Raw genomic sequence first — 20,207 nt, forward strand, 5'->3', positions numbered from 1 at the left:
TGGCCGGTCGCCGGTGCGGTGCGTCAGCCGCCCCCGCTCCTCCCCGATGCGCTCGACGAGGCCCTTGGCCGACCGCTCGCGGGTGCGCGGGTCGATGAGCTCGTACTTGATGGAGGAGGAGCCGGTGTTGAGGACGAGGATGGGGGAGGCCATGCCCCTGAGCCTAATCTCGTGCGGGGGCTTGACCTTGCCCCAGGGGCGGGGTTCGACGATCGTCCCATGAACGACAACGACTTCCGCACCGTCGAAGCCCAGCTCCGCGAGCAGTCCGCCGCCTACTGCGCGGCCAACCACGTCCCCGGGTTCGTCGCCGGCGTCCACCACGCCGGCCGGCGGATCGTCGTCGCCCACGGCACCGCGAACGTCGTCACCGGCGCGCCGATGCGCGAGGACACCGGGTTCCTCCTCGGCTCCGTCACCAAGGTCCTGACCACCACCCTGGTGCTGCGGCAGGTGGACCGGGGCGTGCTCGACCTGGACGCGCCGGTCGTCAGCTACCTGCCGGAATTCGCCCTGAACGTGCCGGGCGCGGCCGACAGGATCCTCGTCCGGCACCTCATCTCGCACACCAACGGCATCGACGCGGACCTGTACTTCCCCGACGCGAAAGGCCGCGACGCGCTCAAGGCGTACGTGGCGGGCCTGGCGGGCTCCTGCGGCGTCCTGTTCGAGCCGGGCGAGCAGCTCAGCTACTCCAACGGCGGCATGATCGTCGCCGGCCGCCTGCTGGAGGTGGTGACCGGCCTGTCCTTCCCCGAGCTCCTGCAGCGCGACCTCTACGGGCCGGTCGGCATGAAGGACTCCAGCACCTCGGCCGAGCAGGCCATCCTGCGCGGCACCGCGATCGGCCACTTCCCCGACCCGGAGACCATGGAGGCCAGGCCCACCGGCCTGTTCACCCTGCCCGACACCTGGGGGCCGGCGGGCGGCACCCCGATCGGCACCGTCGCCGACCTGCTCGCCTTCGGGCGCACCCACCTCGCGGGCGGCGTGTCGCCCTCCGGCGCGCGGGTGCTGTCGGCCGCGTCGGTCGCGCTGATGCAGCAGGTCTCGTACGACATGCGCACCCCGAACGTGCCCCCCATGGGCATGGGCTGGGTGCGCTACCCGTTCGGCGAGGTGACCGTGCTGGCCATGTCGGGCGCGTCGCCGGGCGGCGTGTCGCTCCTGTGCGTCGTCCCCGAGCACGACCTGGTCTTCGCCGCGTACGGCAACACCCCGGGCGCGATCATGCTGCAGGACCAGCTCCTGCAGTGGCTCCTGAGCGAGCACCTCGGCGTCCCGATCCCCAGGCTGGTCACCGAGATGGAGCAGGACGTGGACCTCACCCCGTACGCCGGCACCTACCGCTCTGACCAGCTCCGCATCGACGTCAGCATCGTGGACGGCCAGCTGGAGGAACGGATCACCTACGAGCCGGCGGACGGCGCGCAGGAGCGGATCTTCACCGCGTTCGCGGGCGGCGCCGTCTCCGCCCCGCCGCAGCGTTACGTGCCGATCCGGCCGGGCCTGTTCACGCCCGCCGGGTACCCGCTGGAGGCGTTCGACGGATACCTGCGCCTGCTGCTCGTCTCCTACCACGACATCCGGGAGGGCCGGGCGCGCTTCCGCAACGGCGGCGGCCGCCTGACCCGGCGGGTCTGACCGGGGGAGTGGGAGGATGTCCGGCATGCTCACGATTGGCCAGCTCGCGGACTACGCCGGAGTGACCATCAAGGCCGTCCGCCACTACCACCAGCGCGGCCTGCTGGCCGAGCCCGGCCGGGACGCCTCCGGCTACCGGCGCTACACCGCCAAGGACGCGATCGACCTCGTCAAGATCAGGACCCTGGCCCAGGCGGGCGTGCCGCTGGCCCGGATCAAGGACCTGCTCGACGCCGACGCGGGCACGCTGGCGGCGGCCATCGCCGAGATCGACCACGACCTGGAGGACCGCATCGCGCAGCTCCGGCGAACCCGGGAGCAGCTGGCCGAGCTGCGCGGCGGCGACCGCCTGTTCGTCTCGCCGGAGGTCGCCGACTACCTTGAGGAGCTGCGCCGGCTGGGCGTCAGCGAGCGCTGGCGCGACCTCGAACGCGACGGCTGGATCCTGATGCAGACGGCCTCGCCCGAGGACGCGGCCGGCTGGATCGCGGAGAAGCGGCAGCTCATCGGCGACCCCGAGTTCAGGGCCCTCTACCTGGAGCACGACGCCGCCTACGACTGGCCGCCCGACGACCCGCGCCTTCCGGCGCTCGCGGAGCGCACGCGGAGCTGGTTCGCCGGCCGGGTGGAGTCCCCGCCCGTCCGCGGCGAGGCGATCGCCCGGCTGGCCCGGCAGTCGCAGCCCGGGGCCTCGTCCCCGGCGTGGGAGCGGCTGGCCCGGCTCATGGAGGGCTGACCGGCAGGCTGACGATCATCGTCAGTCCTCCTCCCGGTGTCTCCTCGGGGACGAGGGTGCCGCCCATGGCCTCGGTGAGCCCGCGCGACAGCGCGAGGCCGAGCCCGACGCCGGTGCCGTTGTCGCGGTCGCCGAGCCGCTGGAACGGCAGGAAGACCTGCTCGTGCTGCTCGGGCGGGATGCCGGGCCCCCGGTCGACGACCCGGATCTCCACCTCGTCGTCGTGCCGGCTGCCCGTGACCAGCACCTTGTGCGCGGGCGGGCTGTGGCGCACGGCGTTGGCCATCAGGTTGACCAGCACCCGCTCCAGCAGAGCGGGGTCGGCGACGATCTCGGGCAGGCCGGCGGACACGTCGCCCTCGACGCGCTCGCGCAGCGGGCCGAGGTCGTCGATGGCGCGGGGCACCACGTCCTCCAGGGCGACGGGCTGGAGCGACAGGCCGAGCACGCCGGCCTGCAGCCGGCTCATGTCGAGCAGGTTCTCCACCAGCCGGTCGAGCCGGGTCAGGGACTCGTCGGCGGTGGCCAGCAGCTCGTCGCGGTCCTCGTCGGTCCAGGTGACGTCCCGGCTGCGCAGGCTCTCCACCGCCGCCTTCGCCGCCGACAGCGGGGTGCGCAAATCGTGGCTGACGGCGGCGAGCAGCGCGGTCCGCATCCTGTCGGCCTCGGCCAGCGGCCTGGCCAGCCCGGCCTCCTCCTCCAGGCGTTCCTGGCGCAGCGCGACGGCGGCCTCGGCGGCGAACGCCTCCAGCACCCGGCGGTCGCTGGCGTCCAGCAGCCGGCCGCGCGCGGCGAGCACGAGCCGGTCGCCGATCACCACGTCGGTGTCGGCCGCGGCGGGGGCGGTGCAGGGCGCGGCGCCGGAGGTGGCGATGATCCGCCAGGCGGCCGGCTCGGACTGGTCGTCGGGGGTGGGCTCGCCGGCGCGTTCGAGCAGGGTGACCGACTCCAGGCCGAACGTCTCGCGCAGCCGTCCCAGCAGGGAGGGCAGCGCGGCCTCGCCGCGCAGGACGTGCCCGGCCAGCGTGGACAGGACCTCGGCGTCCGCGCCGGCCCGCGCGGCCTGGCGGGTGCGCCGGGCCGCCAGGTCCACGATCGTGCTGACCGCCGCCGCGACCAGCACGAACACGATCAGGGCGAGCAGGTTCTCCGGGTCGGCGATGGTGATCCGGCCGACCGGCGGCGTGAAGAACCAGTTGAGCAGCAGCGACCCGCCCACCGCCGCGACGATCGCCGGCCACATGCCGCCAATCAGCGCGACCCCGACCACCAGGCACAGGAACAGCAGGATCTCGCTCGGCAGCTGCAGCATGTCGCGGAACGGGGCGAGCGCGGCGGTCAGCGCGGGCAGCCCGGCCGACGCCACCGCCCATCCGGCGAGCCGCCGCTTGCGGGTCAGGGCGGCGCGGCTGCGCTCCCGCCGCCCGCGGCCCTTCTTGGCCTCCTCGTGCGTGACCAGGTGCACGTCGATCGAGCCGGACAGGGAGGTGGTCTCGACGCCGACGCCGCGCGAGAGCATCTGCGCGAACCGGCCCCTGCGGGAGGCGCCCAGGACGAGCTGGGTGGCGTTGACGCCGCGCGCGAAGTCGAGCAGCGCGCGCGGCACGTCGTCGCCGACGACCTGGTGGTAGGTGCCGCCCATGCTCTCCACCAGCGTGCGCTGGCGGGCCAGGCTCGCCGGGTCGGCGCCGGCCAGCCCGTCGGCGCGGGTCACGTGCACGGCCAGCAGGTCGGCGCCCTTGGTGCGGGCCGCGATCCTGGCCGCCCGCCGGACGAGGGTGTCGCCCTCCGGGCCGCCGGTCAGCGCGACCACGACCCGCTCGCGGGTCTCCCAGGTGCCCTTGATGCCGTGGTCGGCGCGGTAGCGGTCGAGCTGGTCGTCCACCTTGCCCGCCACCCACAGCAGCGCCAGCTCGCGCAGCGCGGTGAGGTTGCCGACGCGGAAGTAGTTCGCCATGGCCGCGCTGACCTTCTCCGGGGCGTACACGTTGCCGTGCGCCATCCGGCGGCGCAGCGCCTCCGGCGACATGTCCACCAGCTCGATCTGGTCGGCGCGGCGCACCACCTCGTCCGGTACGGTCTCCCGCTGCGGCACCCCCGTGATCTCCTGGACGACGTCGTTGACCGACTCCAGGTGCTGGATGTTCACCGTGCTGATGACGTCGATGCCGGCGTCCAGGATCTCGTCGATGTCCTGCCAGCGCTTGACGTTCTTCGAGCCGGGCACGTTGGTGTGGGCCAGCTCGTCGATCAGCGCCACCTTCGGCCGGCGCGCGATCACGGCCTCGACGTCGAGCTCGGCGAACGTGGCCCCCCGGTACACGACGCTCCTGCGAGGGACGACCTCCAGGCCCTCCAGGAGGGCGGCGGTGCGCGGGCGGCCGTGCGTCTCGACCAGGCCCACGACCACGTCCCGGCCGCGCTCGGTCGCGCGGCGCCCCTCCCCGAGCATCGCGTATGTCTTGCCGACCCCGGGGGCCGCCCCGAGGTAGACCCGCAGGCGGCCCCTGGTCATGACCGGTCCAGGGCCAGGTTGAGTTCGAGCACGTTCACTGCCGGCTCGCCCATGAAGCCGAGCGCGCGGCCGGTGGTGTGCTGCCGGATGAGCCGCTCCACCTCGGCCTGGTCGAGGCCGCGTTCCTTCGCGACGCGGGGGGCCTGGAGCCCGGCGTAGGCGAGCGAGATGTGCGGGTCCAGCCCTGAGCCGCTCGCGGTCACGGCGTCGGCGGGGACCACCGCCGTGGCGGCGCCCCGGACGGGGACGGTGCGGCCGGCCGCGTAGTCCTCGCCCGGCCTCGCGCACTCCACCTTCCTGCCCTCGTAGGTGGCGGCGAAGGGGACCGCCGGGCACGCCTGGTTGACGCTGACGGCCTTGTCGGGGAAGACCTTCAACACCGCGCCGACCCCATCGGAGGTGCAGAACGGGCGGGCGCCGCTGACGCCCTCCAGCTCGCCGATCGCCTTGGAGCGGGCGCAGACCTGCGTGAGCAGCGACCGCCGGTCGGGCGTGTCGATGACGTCCTCGGGGCCGAGGTTGCCGGCGCTGGTGGAGGTGGGGTCGTAGCCGTCGCCGGCGGCCGATGGGCGGGACTGGAAGTACTTCCTGACCGGCTTGCCGTCGGCATCGGTGAAGGACTGGCCGATCAGCGAGCTGCCGTGGCCGCCTTCGACCATGGAGCCGTTGGCCTGGTGGTGGAACAGGGCCTGGGCGACGCCGGTGGTGACCAGCGGGTAGACCAGGCCGAGCAGCACGGTCAGGACGGCCACCGCGCGCAGGGCGGCGAGATGCTGGCGGATCCAGCTGGGCATGCGGTCCATTTATGACATCCCCGGAAGGAACTGGATGATCAGGTCGATGATCTTGATGCCGATGAAGGGGGCGACGATGCCGCCCAGGCCGTAGACGTACAGGTTGCGGCTGAGCAGCTTGGAGGCGCTGGACGGCCGGTAGCGCACGCCCCGCAGGGCGAGCGGGATGAGGGCGACGATGACCAGCGCGTTGAAGATCACCGCCGCCAGGATCGCGGACTGCGGGCTGGACAGGCGCATGACGTTGAGCGCGTCCAGCCCCGGGTAGACCGCGGCGAACATGGCCGGGATGATCGCGAAGTACTTGGCGATGTCGTTGGCGATGGAGAACGTGGTCAGCGCGCCGCGCGTGATGAGGAGCTGCTTGCCGATCTCGACGATCTCGATGAGCTTGGTCGGGTTGGAGTCGAGGTCGACCATGTTGCCGGCCTCCTTGGCGGCGCTGGTGCCGGTGTTCATGGCCACGCCGACGTCGGACTGGGCCAGGGCGGGGGCGTCGTTGGTGCCGTCGCCGGTCATCGCGACCAGGCGGCCGCCCTCCTGCTCCCTTTTGATGAGGGCGAGCTTGTCCTCGGGGGTGGCCTCGGCCAGGAAGTCGTCCACGCCGGCCTCGTCCGCGATGGCCTTGGCGGTCAGCGGGTTGTCGCCGGTGATCATGACGGTGCGGATGCCCATGCGGCGCATCTCGTCGAAGCGCTCGCGCATGCCCGCCTTGACCACGTCCTTGAGGTGGATGACGCCGAGCACGCGGCCCTTTTCGGCCACCACGAGCGGGGTGCCGCCGGAGGCCGAGATGCCGTCCACCAGGTGGCCGACCTCGTCGGTGGGGTGGCCGCCGGCGTCGCGCACCCACTTCATGACGGCGGTGGCGGCGCCCTTGCGCACCTCGCGGCCCTCGAGGTCCGATGCGCCCGAGCCCGGCGCGAAGTTCACGCCGGACATGCGGGTCTGGGCGGTGAACTGCACCCATTCTGCGCCGTGGATCTCGCGCTCACGCAGGCCGTAGTGCTGCTTGGCGAACACCACGATCGAGCGGCCCTCGGGGGTCTCGTCGGCCAGGCTGGACAGCTGCGCCGCCTCGGCCAGCTCGGCCTCGCTCACCCCGTCCACCGGGACGAACTCGGCGGCCTGCCGGTTGCCCAGGGTGATGGTGCCGGTCTTGTCCAGGAGCAGGGTCGAGACGTCGCCCGCCGCCTCCACCGCCCGGCCCGACATGGCCAGCACGTTGCGCTGCACCAGGCGGTCCATGCCGGCGATGCCGATCGCGCTCAGCAGCGCGCCGATCGTGGTCGGGATCAGGCAGACCAGCAGGGAGACCAGCACGACGCCGGTGACGCCGTCGGCGTTCAGCGCGAGCGAGTCGGGCACGCCCGGGTTGACCAGCTTGCTGTAGATGGCGAGGGGCTGCATGGTGACGGTGGCGACCAGGAAGATGATCGTCAGGGCGGCGAGCAGGATGTTGAGCGCGATCTCGTTCGGGGTCTTCTGCCGGTTCGCGCCCTCGACCAGGGCGATCATCCGGTCGATGAAGCTCTCACCCGGCTTCTGGGTGATCTTCACGATGATCCGGTCCGACAGCACCTTCGTGCCGCCCGTCACCGCCGACCGGTCGCCACCCGACTCGCGGATCACGGGGGCGGACTCGCCGGTGATGGCGGACTCGTCCACGCTCGCGATGCCCTCGACCACGTCGCCGTCGCCGGGGATGACCTCGCCGGCCTCGACGATCACCAGGTCGCCCTGGCGCAGGTCGGGGGCGCGGACGACGTCCCACTCGGTGGGGCTCTTGGGGCTTTTGAGGCGGCGGGCCTGGGTGTCGGTCTTGGCCTTGCGCAGCGTGGCCGCCTGCGCCTTGCCGCGCCCCTCCGCCACCGCCTCCGCCAGGTTCGCGAAGATCACCGTCAGCCACAGCCACACCACGATGGCCCAGGCGAAGAACGACGGGTCGACGATCGCGAGGACGGTCGTGAAGACGGCGCCGGCCTCCACGATGAGCATCACCGGGTTGCGCCACAGGGTCGCCGGGTTGAGCTTGCGCAGCGCGTCCGGCAGTGAGCGGATCATCTGCTCCGGGTCGAGCAGCCCGCCGCCCACGCGCTGCTTCTCCAGTACGGGGGTCGACATGTCAGGACAGTCCTTCCGCGATGGGGCCGAGCGCGAGGGCGGGCAGGAACGTGAGGGCGACCAGGATGATCGTCACGCCGACGACCATGCCGACGAACTGCGGCCGGTGCGTCGGCAGCGTGCCCGCGCCCGCCGGCACCGGCGCCTGCGCGGCCAGCGAGCCGGCCAGGGCCAGCACCAGGATGATCGGCAGGAACCGGCCGAACACCATGCACAGGCCGAGCGCCACGTCGTACCACGGGGTGTTGACGGTGAGGCCGGCGAAGGCGGAGCCGTTGTTGTTGGAGGCGGAGGTGAACGCGTACAGGACCTCCGAGAGGCCGTGCGGGCCCGAGTTGAGCATGCTCGCGCGCTGCTCCGCCGAGCCCATCGCGAACGCGGTGCCGACCAGCACCAGCGCCGGGGTGACCAGGAAGTAGAGCGAGGCGAGCTTGATCTCGCGGGCGCCGATCCTCTTGCCCAGGTACTCCGGGGTGCGGCCGACCATCAGCCCGGCCACGAACACGGTGATCACGGCGAGGATCAGCATGCCGTACAGGCCCGATCCGGTGCCGCCCGGCGCGACCTCGCCCAGCATCATGTTGACCAGCGTCATCATGCCGCCGAACGGGGTGTAGCTGTCGTGGAAGGAGTTCACCGCGCCGGTGCTCGTGAGCGTGGTGGCGGCGGCGAAGGTGGCCGAGTTCGACACGCCGAAGCGCACCTCCTTGCCCTCCATCGCCGCGCCGGCCGCCTGGGGAACGGTGGCGTTCCCGCTGAGCTCGAACACGTTCGTCAGCAGGACGCTCGCCAGCGCGAGCACGCCCATCACGGCGAGGATCGCGTAGCCCTGCCGGACCTGGCCGACGAGCCTGCCGAACGTGCGGGTGAGCGAGAACGGGATGACCAGGATGAGGAAGATCTCGAACCAGTTCGTCCAGGTGGCCGCGTTCTCGAACGGGTGGGCGGAGTTGACGTTGTAGAAGCCGCCGCCGTTCGTGCCCAGCTCCTTGATCACCTCCTGGGAGGCGACCGGGCCGCCGGTGATCGCCTGGGTGCCGCCGGTCAGCGTGCTCACCTCGTGCGGGCCGGCGAAGTTCTGGATCAGCCCGCCCGCGACCAGCACCAGCGCGCCCACGAACGCGATCGGCAGCAGGATCCGGATCGTGCCGCGGACCAGGTCCACCCAGAAGTTGCCGATCGTGCCCGCCTTGCGCCGGGCGAAGCCGCGGACGAGGGCGATCGCCACCGCCATGCCCACGGCGGCCGAGACGAAGTTCTGCACGGCGAGGGCGGCCATCTGGGTCAGGTGGCCCATCGTGGACTCGCCGGAGTACGCCTGCCAGTTGGTGTTGGTGACGAAGCTGATCGCGGTGTTCCAGGCGATGTGATCGGTGACCGGCTTCATGCCGACGCTCAGCGGCAGCTTGTCCTGCAGTCGCTGGATGCCGTACACGACCAGGATCGAGACCGCCGAGAACGCCAGCAGGCCGCGCGCGTAGACGCCCCAGCTCTGCTCGGCGTCGGCGCGCACGCCCAGCAGGCGGTAGATCACCCGCTCGGCCCGGTTGTGCCTGGTCGTGGAGTAGACGCGGTACATGTGGTCGCCGAACGGCTTCCACACCAGGGCCAGCGCGGCGACCAGGGAGGCGATGAAGAGCATCCCGGCCAGGGTCGTGCTCATCAGAACCGCTCCGGGAACAGCAGGGCCGCGACCATGAAGATCACCAGAGCGGCCACCACGACCAGGCCGATGGCGTTGACAGCGCTCAAAGCCGCTCCACCGCCCGCACGACCAGCCCGAAGACCACGAAGATCGCGATCGTCAGGGCGACGAAGATGACGTCCGCCATCCCCACTCCTCAGCTCGAATGATGAGATCGCCGCCGCCCTCGGGGGGCGGCCGCAGATCAAGCAAACGCCGGGAATTGGGTGGTTTTGCCGTTCTTGACGGGATTCATACGGGTGGAGCAGGAATCTTGACGGGCTCTCTACGCGCCGGCCCGGGCCGTGCTCAGCCCTCGCTCACGCGTCCCAGGTGACCGGGAGGCTCTTGACGCCGTAGAGGTCGGCGGTCTCCGGCCGCAGCGCGACCTGGTCGGCGGGTACGGCCAGGCGCAGCGTGGGGAAGCGGTTGAACAGCGCGGGGAAGGCGACCCGCATCTCGACGCGGGCGAGCTGCTGGCCCAGGCACTGGTGGATGCCGTGGCTGAAAGCCAGGTGGCCGCCGTCCTGGCGGTGGATGTCGAGCACGTGCGGGTTGGGGTAACGCTCGGGGTCGCGGTTGGCGGTGCTCAGAGACAGGATGAGCGTCGTGCCGGCCTTGACGGTGTGGCCGCCCAGCTCGACGTCCTCCAGCGCGACCCGGAAGAACTGCTTGGCGACGGTCAGGTAGCGCAGCAGCTCCTCCACGGCCTGATCGGTGCGGGCGGGATCGGCGCGCAGGGCGGCGAGCTGGTCGGGGTGCTGCAGGAGCGCGAAGGTGCCCAGGGCGAGCATGTTGGCGGTGGTGTCGAAGCCGGCCGACAGCAGGATCAGGGCCATGCCCTGCAGCTCCTCGTCGGTCAGGTCGCTGTCGAGCAGGTCGCTGAGCACGTCGTCGGTGGGGTGGGCGCGCTTGGCGGCGACGAGTTCGGCGAGGTACTGCTGGGTCTCGACGTAGGCGGCGCCCACTTCCTCGTCGCTGGCCTCGCCGCCGAGGAACAGGTCGATGTTGTGCTGGAAACGGCCGCGGTCCTCGTACGGGACGCCGAGCAGCTCGCAGATCACGATGGCCGGGATCGGCTTGGCGAAGGCGGTCACCAGGTCGGCGGCCGGCCCGGCCTTCTCCATGGCGTCCAGGTGCTCGGCGGTGACCTGCTCGACCCGCTCGGTCAGCAGCCGCATGCGGCGCACGGTGAACTTGCCGACCAGCGGCTTGCGGTAGCGGCTGTGCTGGGGCTCGTCCATCAGCAGGAACTCGCCGGGCGGCGCCGGCGGCACCTCGATGTCGCCGTAGTCGATGAGCGGGTGGTGCTTCATCAGCTCGCGGCGGGAGCTGAAGCGCGGGTCGGCCAGCACCTGCCGGAGCAGGTCGTAGCCGGTGACCACCCAGCCCTGGTGGCCGTCGGGGAAGGTGAAGCGGCTGATCGGGCTCTGCGCGCGGGCCTCGACGAGCTCCTGGGGCGGGTCGAACGGGCAGCCGGGCCGGCGCGTGGTGGGCATGGCGGCGAGAGTGTGGTCCATCGGGGTGGTTCCTTTCAGGAGATCTTGCGGCGGTAGGCGTTCATGGCGAAGGCGTAGGCGACGGCGAGGATGCCGACGCACCAGCCCAGGGCGATCCAGATGTCGTTGCCGACGGGCTGCTCGGCGAACAGGGCGCGCACGGCGTTGACGATGGAGGTGACCGGCTGGTTGTCGGCGAAGACGCGCAGCACCGTCGGCATGGTGTCGGTCGGCACGAACGCCGAGCTGAGGAAGGGCAGGAAGATCAGCGGGTAGGAGAACGCGCTCGCGCCCTCCATGGTCTTGGCCGACAGGCCGGGGATGACCGCGATCCAGGTCAGCGCCAGGGTGAACAGGATGAGGATGCCCGCCACCGACAGCCACGCCAGCACGCCCGCGCTGGAGCGGAAGCCCATGAGCAGGGCCACCAGCATGACGACGACCAGCGAGACGAGGTTGGCGACCAGCGAGGTCAGCACGTGCGCCCACAGCACCGACGAGCGGGCGGTCGGCATCGACTGGAAGCGCTCGAAGATGCCGCCCTGCATGTCCATGAACAGGCGGTAGGCGGTGTAGGCGATGCCCGAGGCGACGGTGATGAGCAGGATGCCGGGCAGCATGTAGTTCACGTACGACGTGCCCGTTCCGATGTTGATCGCGCCGCCGAAGACGTAGACGAACATGAGCATCATGGCGATCGGCATGATCGCGGTGGTGATGATGGTGTCGGGGCTGCGGGTGATGTGGCGCAGGGAGCGGCCGAGCAGGACGCCGGTGTCGCCGAAGAAGTGCTTGCTCATGATGGGGGTTCCTTAGGCTTTCGTGCCGACGAGGCTGAGGAAGACGTCCTCGAGGGTCGGCTGCTTCTCGACGTACTCGACCTCGGCGGGCGGCAGGAGCTGCTTGAGCTCGTCCAGGGTGCCGTTGACGAGGATGCGGCCCTCGTGCAGGATCGCGATCCGGTCGGCGAGCTGCTCCGCCTCGTCGAGGTACTGGGTGGTGAGCAGGACGGTGGTGCCGTTCGCGGCGAGCTCCTTGACGGCCTGCCAGACCTCGATGCGGGCCTGGGGGTCGAGGCCGGTGGTGGGCTCGTCCAGGAAGATGACCGGCGGGTCGCCGATGAGGCTCATCGCGATGTCGAGGCGGCGGCGCATGCCGCCCGAGTAGGTGGCGACCTTGCGGCCGCCGGCGTCGGTGAGGGAGAAGCGGGCGAGCAGGTCGTCGGCGATCCTGCCGGGGTCGCGGAGGTGGCGCAGGCGGGCGACCAGCACCAGGTTCTCCCGGCCGCTGAGGATCTCGTCCACGGCGGCGAACTGGCCGGTCAGGCTGATCGACTCGCGCACGTCCGCCGCCTGGGTGGCGACGTCGAAGCCGTTCACGCGGGCGGTGCCGGCGTCCGGCTTGAGCAGCGTGGACAGGATCTTCACGGCGGTGGTCTTGCCGGCTCCGTTGGAGCCGAGCAGCGCGAAGATGCTGCCGCGGGCGACCTCGAAGTCCACGCCGCGCAGCACGCGCAGGTCCTTGTACGACTTCTCCAGGCCGTGCACCTGGATCGCCGGAGCTTGCTGGGTCGTCATCGCGTCGTCCTGTTCTCTTGCGCGGCGCGCTCGATGGCGCTGGTGAAGCGGGCGCGCTCGCGGGCCCGGTACTGTCCGAGGGGGTAGTTGGCCATGAACGCCTCGACGAACTCCACGGGGTCGTCGCCGAAGATGTCGCGGATGGGGGTGCGGTCGGCCGCGCTCTGCTCGAACAGGTCGGCCAGGTCCTCGTACATGGTCATCGCTTCGGCGCCGTCGGCCGGCCCGAAGTGCATCAGGTAGCGCTCCAGGGCCTCGACCGCGGTGCGGTAGGCGCTGGGCAGCCCCTTGACGCGGGCCTTGTACCGCCGCCAGCGCTTCTTCTCCTCCAGGGAGCCGGTGACCAGCTCCAGGTAGTGCAGATAGCGGCTCTTCTGCTCGTCGGCCACGTCTACTTGCCTCCTTTGCGCAGCTGCTGGAGCCGTTCGGCCAGGAAGCTCCAGGTCTTCCAGAACTCGTCGAGGTGGTCGCGGCCCCGGGCGTTGAGGGAGTAGACCTTGCGCGGTGGCCCCTTCTCCGACGGGACCTTCGCCACCTCGACCAGGCCGCGCTGCTCGGCCCTGACCAGCAGGGCGTAGACGGTGCCTTCGGCGATGTCGGTGAAGCCCCGGCCGCGCAGCCACGCGGTGATCTCGTAGCCGTGGGCGGGCCGGGCGGACAGGATCGCGAGGACGATGCCGTCCAGCGTGCCCTTGAGCATTTCCGTCATGAGGGTGGCCATGGCGTATCTCCCCCTTTCTCCGCTACTCGGTGGTGCTGACTACCGGTACAAAGTAACACTGACTACTGGTACCTAGCAACACCGAATAGTGGCGGCTTGAGCGTTCATGCGCCCAGCATCGGCGCACCCGCTGACACCGGGCCGTCATGGCGCTGAGACGGCCACTGACACGAAGTCCCGCCGTGCGGTGCCGCACGGCGGGACTTCGGAGTGGGGGCTGGTCCCCGGCTCAGGGCCGCGCGGTCGCGGGGAAACCCGTCCAGCGCAGATGGGCCGGAAGGTGGCTCATGTCGTTGAACATCACGATCGTGGGAGGCAGGCCGGTGCGGTAGTCGATGACGGTCAGCGCCGTGTTGGCGCTGTTCAGCCCCAGCCAGCGGGACGGCGGCGCGTCCATCGCGTGCCGGATCAGCCACGCGATCTGGTAGGCGTGCGTCACCAGCACCTCGTGCGTGTCGGGCTCGTCCCGGTCGGGCATCCTCGCGAACCGGGCGACCAGGGCGTCGGCGAGCTCCCGGCCCTCGGCCGCCTCCGCCGCGTCGTAGCCGTCGAAGAAGCCGAGCCAGGACGCCGGCGTCTCGGCCGGGCCGGGGATGTAGGGAACGTGGTCGGTCAGCTCGGCGGCCTCGGCCACCGGCACGTCCGGCAGGTGGCGGGCCAGCTCGTACGCGCTCGCCTCGGCGCGCGGCAGCGGCGAATGCCACACGGCGTCGATCGGCAGCCCGGCGAGCCGCTCGCCCAGCAGGCCCGCCTGCTTCCGCCCCGCGTCGGTGAGCTGCCCGAACGCGTCGGCGGCGCCGTGGCGCGCCAGGTAGAGGTGTCGTGTCGTCATCGGGGGTCGGGAACGCGGCGGTCGCGCTCCCTGCTCCTTCCTCTCGGGTCTTTCTCTCAGGTCGTGACGGTGCCGGTGGTGCCGTCGACGGTGATGAGGGTGCCGTCCCGCAGGACGGTCGTCGCGCCCGGCACGCCCAGGACGGCCGGGATGGCGCACTCGCGGGCCACGATCGCGGCGTGCGAGAGCACGCCGCCGGTCTCGGTGACGACGCCGGCGGCCACGCGCAGCAGCGGGGTCCAGGCGGGGTCGGTGAAGGGGCAGACCAGGATGTCGCCCGGGCGGACGCGGGCGAAGTCGGCGGGACCGCGGACGATCCTCGCGACCCCGGTCGCGGTCCCGCGGCTGCCCGGCATGCCGGTGAGCGCGGCCGGCGGGGGTGTCTCGCCGTGAGGCGGGAGTGCGGTCGGCGAGTGTGTCTCGCCGGGCGGCGGGGGGAGGGTGGCGGTGATCGGCCGGGCTTGCAGGATCCAGATGCGGTCGCCGGTGATCGCCCACTCGATGTCCTGCGGCCCGCCGGACGTGGCGGCGATCCGCTCGCCCAGCTCGGCGAGCCGGATGGCGGTCGCGTCGTCGAGTGCCGGCAGGTCCCGGGCGGGGGCGGGCACCTCGCTCGTGACGAGCCGCCCGCCGTGCCGGTCGAGGCGGGTCCTTTTGCTCGCGATGGTACGGGTGACGGATCCGCCGGCGGTGACGACGTAGGCGTCAGGGGTGACGGTGCCGCCGACGACGCTGGGCCCGAGCCCCCAGGACGCCTCGATCCGGGTGGTGTCCCCGGTGAACATGACCCCGGACACCTCGGCGTCCAGATGGCGCTGGACGATGACGGCCATCGCGAGGTCGTCGCCGCCGGCGGCGCCCCGGTAGTGGACGGCGCGCTCGGAGAACAGCGAGGCCCAGCAGGAGCGTACGGCTGCGGCGACCTCGCCCGCCCCGTGCACGGCGAGAAAGCTCTCGTGCTGGCCGGCGGCCGACGCCTGGCCGGTGTCCTCGCCCGATGCCGACGACCTGACCGCCACGACGGGATCGCCGAGCCCGGCCAGTGCCTCGGCCAGCTCTGCGGTCAGCTCTTCGGTGAGGTCGCCGGAGCCCGCCGGGTCGCGCGCGGCGGCGCGGTACGCGGCGAACGGGACGACGAAGCCGTCAGGAACCGGCAGTCCCGCCCGCAACAACGCGCCGAGCGCGCCCGCCTTGCCCCCGCAGGTGCCGGCGACGGCCTGCGCAAGGGGAACGATCATCCCTCTGCCTCTCAACATTTTGTTGACAATAATTTGTTGATTCTGCATGATGAGTCGCATGTCACGCAAGCAGCACAAGGCTCACAGCGCGCAGGGCGACCACGCCCAGGCCGAGCGGGAGCAGGGCGCGCGCCGGCGGCTCATGGACGCGGGCGCGGCCGCGCTCGACCCCCGCCCGTGGCGGCCCTCGCCCGCACCGCCGTCGGCGGTCGACCTGGTGCAGTTCGCCGTCTGGCGGCACGCCGACCTGAGCCCCGACGACATCCTGAGCGCTCTCGCCCTCCTACCCGCCGCCCGCGCCGAGGTGGAGGGGCTGGAGTCGGCCCTGCTGTTCATCGCCAGGAGCGCGGGCCTGACGTGGGCGCAGGTGGCGCAGGTGATGGGGTTCAACTCGCCGCAGGCGTGCCAGCAGCACTTCACCCGCCTGACGGCGCGGCAGGAGGCCGGCTCGTGACGCTCGACTCCCCGCTCGACCTGCTGGTCCTGCACGCCGTACGCATCACCGGCTACGCCGACACGCCGGCCATCGCGCACCGTTACGGGCTCGACGCGGCCGAGACGAAGGAGGTGCTGCTCGACGCGCAGGCGTACGGCTGGGTCCAGCACACCGTCGCCTTCGGTGACACCGGAGGCTGGTCGCTGACCGAGCGCGGCAAGGCCGAGAACGAGCGCCTGCTCGCCGCCGAGCTCGCCCGCGCCGGCGTCGCCGGCGAGGTCCGCGACGTCTACCGCGAGTTCCTTCCGCTGAACGCCCTCCTGCTGCGGGCCTGCACCGACTGGCAGCTCCGGCCCGCCGACGGCGACCGGCTGGCCGTCAACGACCACTCCGACCCCGACTGGGACGCGCGGGTGCTGACCGAGCTGGCCGGCCTCGACCAGGCGCTCAAGCCGCTCGCCGGCCGGCTCGAAAGCGCCCTGACCCGATTCAGGGGCTACGACACGCGCTTCACCGCGGCACTCGCCCGCGCCCGGTCGGGCGACGCCGCCTGGGTGGACCGCACCGACGTCGACTCCTGCCACCGCGTCTGGTTCGAGCTCCACGAGGACCTGCTCGCCACGCTCGGCCTCGACCGGCACGAGCGACCCTGATCCCGCGCTCTGTCGCCGGCGCGAAAGGGCCCGCTGTCACCGGCGCGAAAAGGCCCCGGTCTCCAGCGGGTCGCTGGAGCCGGGGCCCGTTCTTGCCGTACCGGGGCTCTCTCCTTCACTTGAGGGACGCGGTGACGTCGTCGGCGGGTGCGGTGGCGCGGGTGCGCAGGGTGGCGGCGGCCAGCAGGGCGGCGGCCAGGGCGATGGCGGCGGCTCCGACGAACGCGGCGGAGAAGCCGTCGGTCAGGGCGGGCAGGTCACCGAGCCGGTCGGCGCCGTTGGCGGTGGCGACGGCGGTCATGGCGGCCAGGCCGAGGGCGGAGCCGACCTGGTAGCTGGTGTTGACGATGCCGGAGGCCAGGCCGCCCTCCTCGGGGCGGGCGGCGGAGATGGCGGTGCCGAGGGAGGGGATGAAGGCCAGCGACATGCCGAGGGCGGCGACGAGGCTGGCGGGCAGGACGTCGGCGGCGAAGCTGCCGTCCGGGCTGATCAGGGAGAGCCAGGCCATGCCGGCGGTGAGCAGGACGAGGCCGGTGACGGTGGTGGCCTTCGGGCCGAAGCGGCCGATGGCCTTGGGGGCGAGGACGATCATGCCGAGCATGATGAGGATGGTCATCGGGAGCAGGGCGGCGCCGCTGGGGAAGGCGCTGTAGCCGAGGACCTGCTGCAGGTAGAGGTTGAGGAAGAACCACATCGGGATCCAGGCGCCGCCGAGCAGGAGCTGGGTGAGGTTGGCGGCGGCCAGGTCCGGGGTGCGGAAGATGGACAGCCGCATCAGCGGCTCGCGGCGGCGCGCCTGGATGGCGACGAACGCGATGAGCAGCGCCGCGGCGACGGCCAGGGTGAGCCAGGTCTGCGCGGAGGCCCAGCCCGCTTCGGGGGCGCGGACGATGGCGTAGACGGCGGTGCCGAGGCCGAGGGTGACGGTCAGCGTGCCGAGCACGTCGATGGAGCCGCGCGTCGAGGAGGTGGCGGGCATCAGCGGGCCGGTGGCCAGGAGCGCGGCCAGGGCGATGGGGATGTTGATGTAGAAGACCCAGGGCCAGCTGAGGTATTCGGTGATGAGGCCGCCGAGGAAGACGCCGGCGGTGCCGCCGGCCGGGGCGGCGGCGCCGTACAGGGCCAGGGCCTTGGTCAGCTCCTTCGGGTCGTGGCCGAACAGCATCATGAGCAGGGTGAGCGCGGACGGGGCGATGAGCGCGGCGCCGATGCCCTGGACGGCGCGGCCGGTCAGCTCCACCCACACCTCGGGCGCGATGCCGGCCAGCAGGGAGCCGGCGAGCAGGATCAACCAGCCGGCGCTGAACAGGCGGCGGGCGCCGAGCAGGTCGGACAGGCGGCCGCCGAGCAGGAGCAGGCCGCCGAAGGCGACGACGTAGGCGTTGAAGACCCAGGACAGGTTCTCCTGGGAGAAGCCCAGGTCCTGCTGGATGCGGGGCAGGGCGACGCCGATGATCGAGGTGTCCATGATGACGATGAACTGGGCGGTGGCGATCAGGGCCAGAGCGGCCCAGCGCCGGGGGGATGGTGCGGACATGAGAGCTCTCCCATAGCTTTTCGTTACCCCTGGGGGGTATGCCGAGCGGTGCCAATAAATACCCCTGGCGGGTATATGTCAAGCCCTGCGTTCTCGTGGTTGCCCGGAATACCATAGGGGGGTACGGTGTTGGTATGAGCGACTGACCCAGGAGAGGGGTGGACATGGCCGGATACACCGGTACCAAGCAGGACCACGCGCTGCGCCTGCGCCGTATCGAGGGGCAGGTCCGCGGGCTGCAGCGGATGGTCGAGGACGACAAGTACTGCATCGACATCCTGACGCAGGTGTCGGCGGCGACCAGCGCGCTGAAGTCGTTCTCCCTGTCGCTGCTCGAAGAGCACCTGGCCCACTGCGTGGCCGAGGCCACGCTGAAGGGCGGGCCCGAGGCGGAGGCCAAGGTCAAGGAGGCCTCCGACGCCATCGCCCGACTCGTACGTTCCTGACCCCGCCGGATTGAAGGAGAGATTCGATATGAGCACCGCCACCTACACCGTCAAGGGCATGACCTGCGGCCACTGCGTCAGCTCGGTCAAGGAGGAGGTCGGCGAGGTGGCCGGGGTCACCGGAGTCGAGGTGGACCTGGCCTCCGGGCTGCTGACCGTGGACAGCGACGGCCCCGTCGACCCGGCGAAGATCGTCGCCGCGGTGGAGGAGGCCGGGTATGAGGTGGTGACGTCGTGAACACCGCGGTGAAGCTGGGCTCGTACGTGCTGGGGCTGGCCGTCGTCTTCGGCGGCGCGCTGGGTGTGGGCAAGGTGGTCGGCCCGGTGGGCGCGCAGCCGGCAGTCGAGGACCACTCGGCGATGGCGTCCCCATCCGCGAGCGCGGGTCATGGCGAGCACGCCGCCGCCCCGGCGAAGGGCGATACCCCTGGGGGGCTCCAGGTGTCCGAGGCCGGCTACAGCCTCAACCCGATCACCACGGCGCTCAAGCCCGGCGAGCCGGCCGACTTCCGTTTCACGGTGACCGGCCCGGACGGTAGGCCGGTCACCGGTTACCAGGTGGAGCATGACAAGAAGCTGCACCTCATCGTGGCCTCCCGGGACCTGGCGACGTTCCAGCATGTGCATCCGGAGATGGCGGCCGACGGTGTCTGGTCGGTGAAGCTGACCTTGCCGAAGGCGGGCCCGTATCGGGCGTTCGCGGACTTCGCGCCGACCGGCGGCGAGGGCCTGACCCTGGGCGCGGATGTGTTCGTGGCCGGCGACTACCAGCCCAAGGCGCTTCCCCAGGAGAGCCGGACGGCGACGGTCGACGGGTATGAGGTCACCCTCGACGGCGACCTGACCCCCGGGCAGTCCAGCCGGCTCACGCTGAAGGTGCGCAAGGACGGCAAGCCGGTCACCGACCTGCAGCCCTATCTCGGCGCCTACGGCCACCTGGTCGCACTGCGCGCCCGGGATCTGGCCTACCTGCACGTGCACCCCGATGGCGAGCCGGGCGACGGCAAGACCCAGGCCGGTCCCGAGATCGTCTTCTACGCGGAGGTGCCGAGCACCGGCGACTACCGGCTGTTCCTGGACTTCCAGCACGAGGGCAAGGTCCGCACCGCCGACTTCACGCTCGGGGCGGGCGAGCGGCCCCAACTGCCCACGCCCACGCCTTCGCCGGCCGGGCACGACGACGACGGCCACGGCCACTGATCGAGGAAGGAGATGGGTGATGTCTCAGGTCACCGATGACCGGCAGCACGCGGTCGAGCTCTCGATCGGCGGCATGACGTGCGCGTCCTGCGCGAACCGCATCGAGCGCAAGCTGAACAAGCTGGACGGCGTGACGGCGACGGTCAACTACGCGACGGAGAAGGCGAAGGTCACCTTTCCCGAGGGTGTGGATCCGCAGCAGCTGATCGCGGAGGTGGAGAAGGCCGGCTACACCGCGGCGCTGCCCGCCCCGCCGCAGCCGGACCAGGCCGAGCAGGAGCCGCAGGACGAGCTGCAGTCGCTGCGGCAGCGGCTGGTCACGTCGGTGGTGCTGGCGGTGCCGGTGATCGCGATGGCGATGATCCCGGCGTTGCAGTTCACGAACTGGCAGTGGCTGTCGCTGACGCTGGCCGCCCCGGTGGTGGTCTACGCCGGTTGGCCGTTCCACAAGGCCGCCTGGACCAACCTGCGCCACGGCGCCGCCACCATGGACACGCTGATCTCGATCGGCACGCTGGCCGCGCTGGGCTGGTCGTTGTGGGCGCTGTTCTTCGGCAGCGCCGGCACTCCT

The 20,207-nt window shown here is 71.6% G+C and carries 21 protein-coding genes and 1 pseudogene; 8 read left to right on the plus strand and 14 right to left on the minus strand.

The genetic code is table 11. The annotated features are described in order from the left end of the window. Positions 1-153 (minus strand): annotated as a pseudogene (locus tag HCN51_RS56335) (acetate kinase); the annotation flags it as partial. Between the two features lie 66 nt (positions 154-219). Between HCN51_RS56335 and HCN51_RS56340 the strand changes: the two are divergent. Next, on the plus strand, positions 220-1,644 hold the full coding sequence (locus tag HCN51_RS56340) for a serine hydrolase domain-containing protein (RefSeq protein ID WP_168022002.1): 1,425 nt from the start codon (positions 220-222) through the stop codon (positions 1,642-1,644). A 25-nt stretch (positions 1,645-1,669) separates the two neighbouring features. Then, positions 1,670-2,380, plus strand: a complete 711-nt coding sequence (locus tag HCN51_RS56345) for a MerR family transcriptional regulator (protein ID WP_168022003.1) — start codon at positions 1,670-1,672, stop codon at positions 2,378-2,380. Here HCN51_RS56345 and HCN51_RS56350 read toward each other — a convergent pair. The 12 genes from HCN51_RS56350 to HCN51_RS56410 all read right to left on the minus strand — a co-directional run bounded on the left by HCN51_RS56350 (position 2,367) and on the right by HCN51_RS56410 (position 15,364). Further along, on the minus strand, positions 2,367-4,895 hold the full coding sequence (locus tag HCN51_RS56350; RefSeq protein WP_168022004.1) for a sensor histidine kinase: 2,529 nt from the start codon (positions 4,893-4,895) through the stop codon (positions 2,367-2,369). The genes HCN51_RS56345 and HCN51_RS56350 overlap by 14 nt on opposite strands. Further along, positions 4,892-5,698 (minus strand): potassium-transporting ATPase subunit C, encoded by an 807-nt coding sequence (locus HCN51_RS56355; RefSeq protein ID WP_168022005.1) that lies wholly within the window; start codon positions 5,696-5,698, stop codon positions 4,892-4,894. The genes HCN51_RS56350 and HCN51_RS56355 overlap by 4 nt, the downstream gene beginning before the upstream one ends. Continuing rightward, on the minus strand, positions 5,699-7,813 hold the full coding sequence (kdpB, locus tag HCN51_RS56360) for a potassium-transporting ATPase subunit KdpB (RefSeq protein WP_168022006.1): 2,115 nt from the start codon (positions 7,811-7,813) through the stop codon (positions 5,699-5,701). A 1-nt stretch (position 7,814) separates the two neighbouring features. Continuing rightward, on the minus strand, positions 7,815-9,476 hold the full coding sequence (kdpA, locus tag HCN51_RS56365) for a potassium-transporting ATPase subunit KdpA (protein ID WP_206069082.1): 1,662 nt from the start codon (positions 9,474-9,476) through the stop codon (positions 7,815-7,817). Continuing rightward, positions 9,476-9,565, minus strand: a complete 90-nt coding sequence (kdpF, locus tag HCN51_RS56370) for a K(+)-transporting ATPase subunit F (RefSeq protein WP_168022007.1) — start codon at positions 9,563-9,565, stop codon at positions 9,476-9,478. The genes kdpA and kdpF overlap by 1 nt, the downstream gene beginning before the upstream one ends. Before the next feature lie 252 nt (positions 9,566-9,817). Next, entirely contained in the window at positions 9,818-11,017 is a 1,200-nt protein-coding gene (locus tag HCN51_RS56380; protein WP_168022009.1) for a cytochrome P450, read from the minus strand. A gap of 14 nt (positions 11,018-11,031) precedes the next feature. Continuing rightward, positions 11,032-11,796, minus strand: a complete 765-nt coding sequence (locus tag HCN51_RS56385) for an ABC transporter permease (protein WP_168022010.1) — start codon at positions 11,794-11,796, stop codon at positions 11,032-11,034. Between the two features lie 12 nt (positions 11,797-11,808). Continuing rightward, entirely contained in the window at positions 11,809-12,573 is a 765-nt protein-coding gene (locus HCN51_RS56390) for an ABC transporter ATP-binding protein (protein WP_168022011.1), read from the minus strand. After that, positions 12,570-12,962 (minus strand): DUF1048 domain-containing protein, encoded by a 393-nt coding sequence (locus HCN51_RS56395; protein ID WP_168022012.1) that lies wholly within the window; start codon positions 12,960-12,962, stop codon positions 12,570-12,572. The genes HCN51_RS56390 and HCN51_RS56395 overlap by 4 nt, the downstream gene beginning before the upstream one ends. A 2-nt stretch (positions 12,963-12,964) precedes the next feature. Then, positions 12,965-13,294: a PadR family transcriptional regulator gene (locus tag HCN51_RS56400; RefSeq protein WP_080045914.1), complete on the minus strand. Its 330-nt coding sequence runs from the start codon at positions 13,292-13,294 to the stop codon at positions 12,965-12,967. Positions 13,295-13,523: 229 nt separating this feature from the next. Beyond that, on the minus strand, positions 13,524-14,126 hold the full coding sequence (locus HCN51_RS56405) for a histidine phosphatase family protein (protein WP_168022013.1): 603 nt from the start codon (positions 14,124-14,126) through the stop codon (positions 13,524-13,526). 56 nt (positions 14,127-14,182) lie between these two features. Further along, positions 14,183-15,364: a PEP/pyruvate-binding domain-containing protein gene (locus tag HCN51_RS56410; protein ID WP_168022014.1), complete on the minus strand. Its 1,182-nt coding sequence runs from the start codon at positions 15,362-15,364 to the stop codon at positions 14,183-14,185. Positions 15,365-15,422: 58 nt separating this feature from the next. Here HCN51_RS56410 and HCN51_RS56415 point away from each other — a divergent pair, with 58 nt between their 5' ends. Both HCN51_RS56415 and HCN51_RS56420 read left to right on the plus strand, forming a co-directional pair. Beyond that, positions 15,423-15,818: a DNA-binding protein gene (locus tag HCN51_RS56415; RefSeq protein ID WP_080045917.1), complete on the plus strand. Its 396-nt coding sequence runs from the start codon at positions 15,423-15,425 to the stop codon at positions 15,816-15,818. Then, positions 15,815-16,453, plus strand: a complete 639-nt coding sequence (locus tag HCN51_RS56420; protein ID WP_168022015.1) for a transcriptional regulator — start codon at positions 15,815-15,817, stop codon at positions 16,451-16,453. Before HCN51_RS56415 ends, HCN51_RS56420 begins: the two co-directional genes overlap by 4 nt. A gap of 115 nt (positions 16,454-16,568) precedes the next feature. Here the strand turns inward: HCN51_RS56420 and HCN51_RS56425 are convergent, their stop codons facing one another. Continuing rightward, positions 16,569-17,990, minus strand: coding sequence for an MFS transporter (locus HCN51_RS56425; RefSeq protein ID WP_168022016.1), 1,422 nt, complete (start codon positions 17,988-17,990; stop codon positions 16,569-16,571). 164 nt (positions 17,991-18,154) lie between these two features. On the opposite strand from HCN51_RS56425, the gene HCN51_RS56430 reads away from it, so the two are divergent. The 4 genes from HCN51_RS56430 to HCN51_RS56445 form a co-directional block, all read left to right on the plus strand. Continuing rightward, positions 18,155-18,436: a metal-sensitive transcriptional regulator gene (locus HCN51_RS56430; RefSeq protein ID WP_168022017.1), complete on the plus strand. Its 282-nt coding sequence runs from the start codon at positions 18,155-18,157 to the stop codon at positions 18,434-18,436. Between the two features lie 28 nt (positions 18,437-18,464). Beyond that, positions 18,465-18,674 (plus strand): heavy-metal-associated domain-containing protein, encoded by a 210-nt coding sequence (locus HCN51_RS56435; protein ID WP_080045920.1) that lies wholly within the window; start codon positions 18,465-18,467, stop codon positions 18,672-18,674. Next, a complete protein-coding gene (locus HCN51_RS56440; protein ID WP_168022018.1) occupies positions 18,671-19,636 on the plus strand; it encodes a hypothetical protein in 966 nt (321 codons plus the stop codon). Before HCN51_RS56435 ends, HCN51_RS56440 begins: the two co-directional genes overlap by 4 nt. A 19-nt stretch (positions 19,637-19,655) precedes the next feature. Next, positions 19,656-20,207 (plus strand): cation transporter (locus tag HCN51_RS56445; protein WP_168022019.1); only part of this gene is annotated, 552 nt, incomplete at its 3' end.

This window comes from Nonomuraea composti (genome assembly GCF_012034275.1).
Taxonomy (GTDB): Bacteria; Actinomycetota; Actinomycetes; order Streptosporangiales; family Streptosporangiaceae; genus Nonomuraea; species Nonomuraea composti.

Excerpts from the sequence above, each read along its gene's own strand:
- HCN51_RS56340 (WP_168022002.1), top strand. The coding sequence starts at position 220 with ATGAACGACAACGACTTCCGCACCGTCGAAGCCCAGCTCCGCGAGCAG.
- HCN51_RS56345 (WP_168022003.1), top strand. The coding sequence starts at position 1,670 with ATGCTCACGATTGGCCAGCTCGCGGACTACGCCGGAGTGACCATCAAG.
- HCN51_RS56350 (WP_168022004.1), bottom strand. The coding sequence starts at position 4,895 with ATGACCAGGGGCCGCCTGCGGGTCTACCTCGGGGCGGCCCCCGGGGTC.
- HCN51_RS56355 (WP_168022005.1), bottom strand. The coding sequence starts at position 5,698 with ATGGACCGCATGCCCAGCTGGATCCGCCAGCATCTCGCCGCCCTGCGC.
- kdpB (WP_168022006.1), bottom strand. The coding sequence starts at position 7,813 with ATGTCGACCCCCGTACTGGAGAAGCAGCGCGTGGGCGGCGGGCTGCTC.
- kdpA (WP_206069082.1), bottom strand. The coding sequence starts at position 9,476 with ATGAGCACGACCCTGGCCGGGATGCTCTTCATCGCCTCCCTGGTCGCC.
- HCN51_RS56380 (WP_168022009.1), bottom strand. The coding sequence starts at position 11,017 with ATGGACCACACTCTCGCCGCCATGCCCACCACGCGCCGGCCCGGCTGC.
- HCN51_RS56385 (WP_168022010.1), bottom strand. The coding sequence starts at position 11,796 with ATGAGCAAGCACTTCTTCGGCGACACCGGCGTCCTGCTCGGCCGCTCC.
- HCN51_RS56390 (WP_168022011.1), bottom strand. The coding sequence starts at position 12,573 with ATGACGACCCAGCAAGCTCCGGCGATCCAGGTGCACGGCCTGGAGAAG.
- HCN51_RS56400 (WP_080045914.1), bottom strand. The coding sequence starts at position 13,294 with ATGGCCACCCTCATGACGGAAATGCTCAAGGGCACGCTGGACGGCATC.
- HCN51_RS56405 (WP_168022013.1), bottom strand. The coding sequence starts at position 14,126 with ATGACGACACGACACCTCTACCTGGCGCGCCACGGCGCCGCCGACGCG.
- HCN51_RS56410 (WP_168022014.1), bottom strand. The coding sequence starts at position 15,364 with ATGATCGTTCCCCTTGCGCAGGCCGTCGCCGGCACCTGCGGGGGCAAG.
- HCN51_RS56415 (WP_080045917.1), top strand. The coding sequence starts at position 15,423 with ATGTCACGCAAGCAGCACAAGGCTCACAGCGCGCAGGGCGACCACGCC.
- HCN51_RS56425 (WP_168022016.1), bottom strand. The coding sequence starts at position 17,990 with ATGTCCGCACCATCCCCCCGGCGCTGGGCCGCTCTGGCCCTGATCGCC.
- HCN51_RS56430 (WP_168022017.1), top strand. The coding sequence starts at position 18,155 with ATGGCCGGATACACCGGTACCAAGCAGGACCACGCGCTGCGCCTGCGC.
- HCN51_RS56435 (WP_080045920.1), top strand. The coding sequence starts at position 18,465 with ATGAGCACCGCCACCTACACCGTCAAGGGCATGACCTGCGGCCACTGC.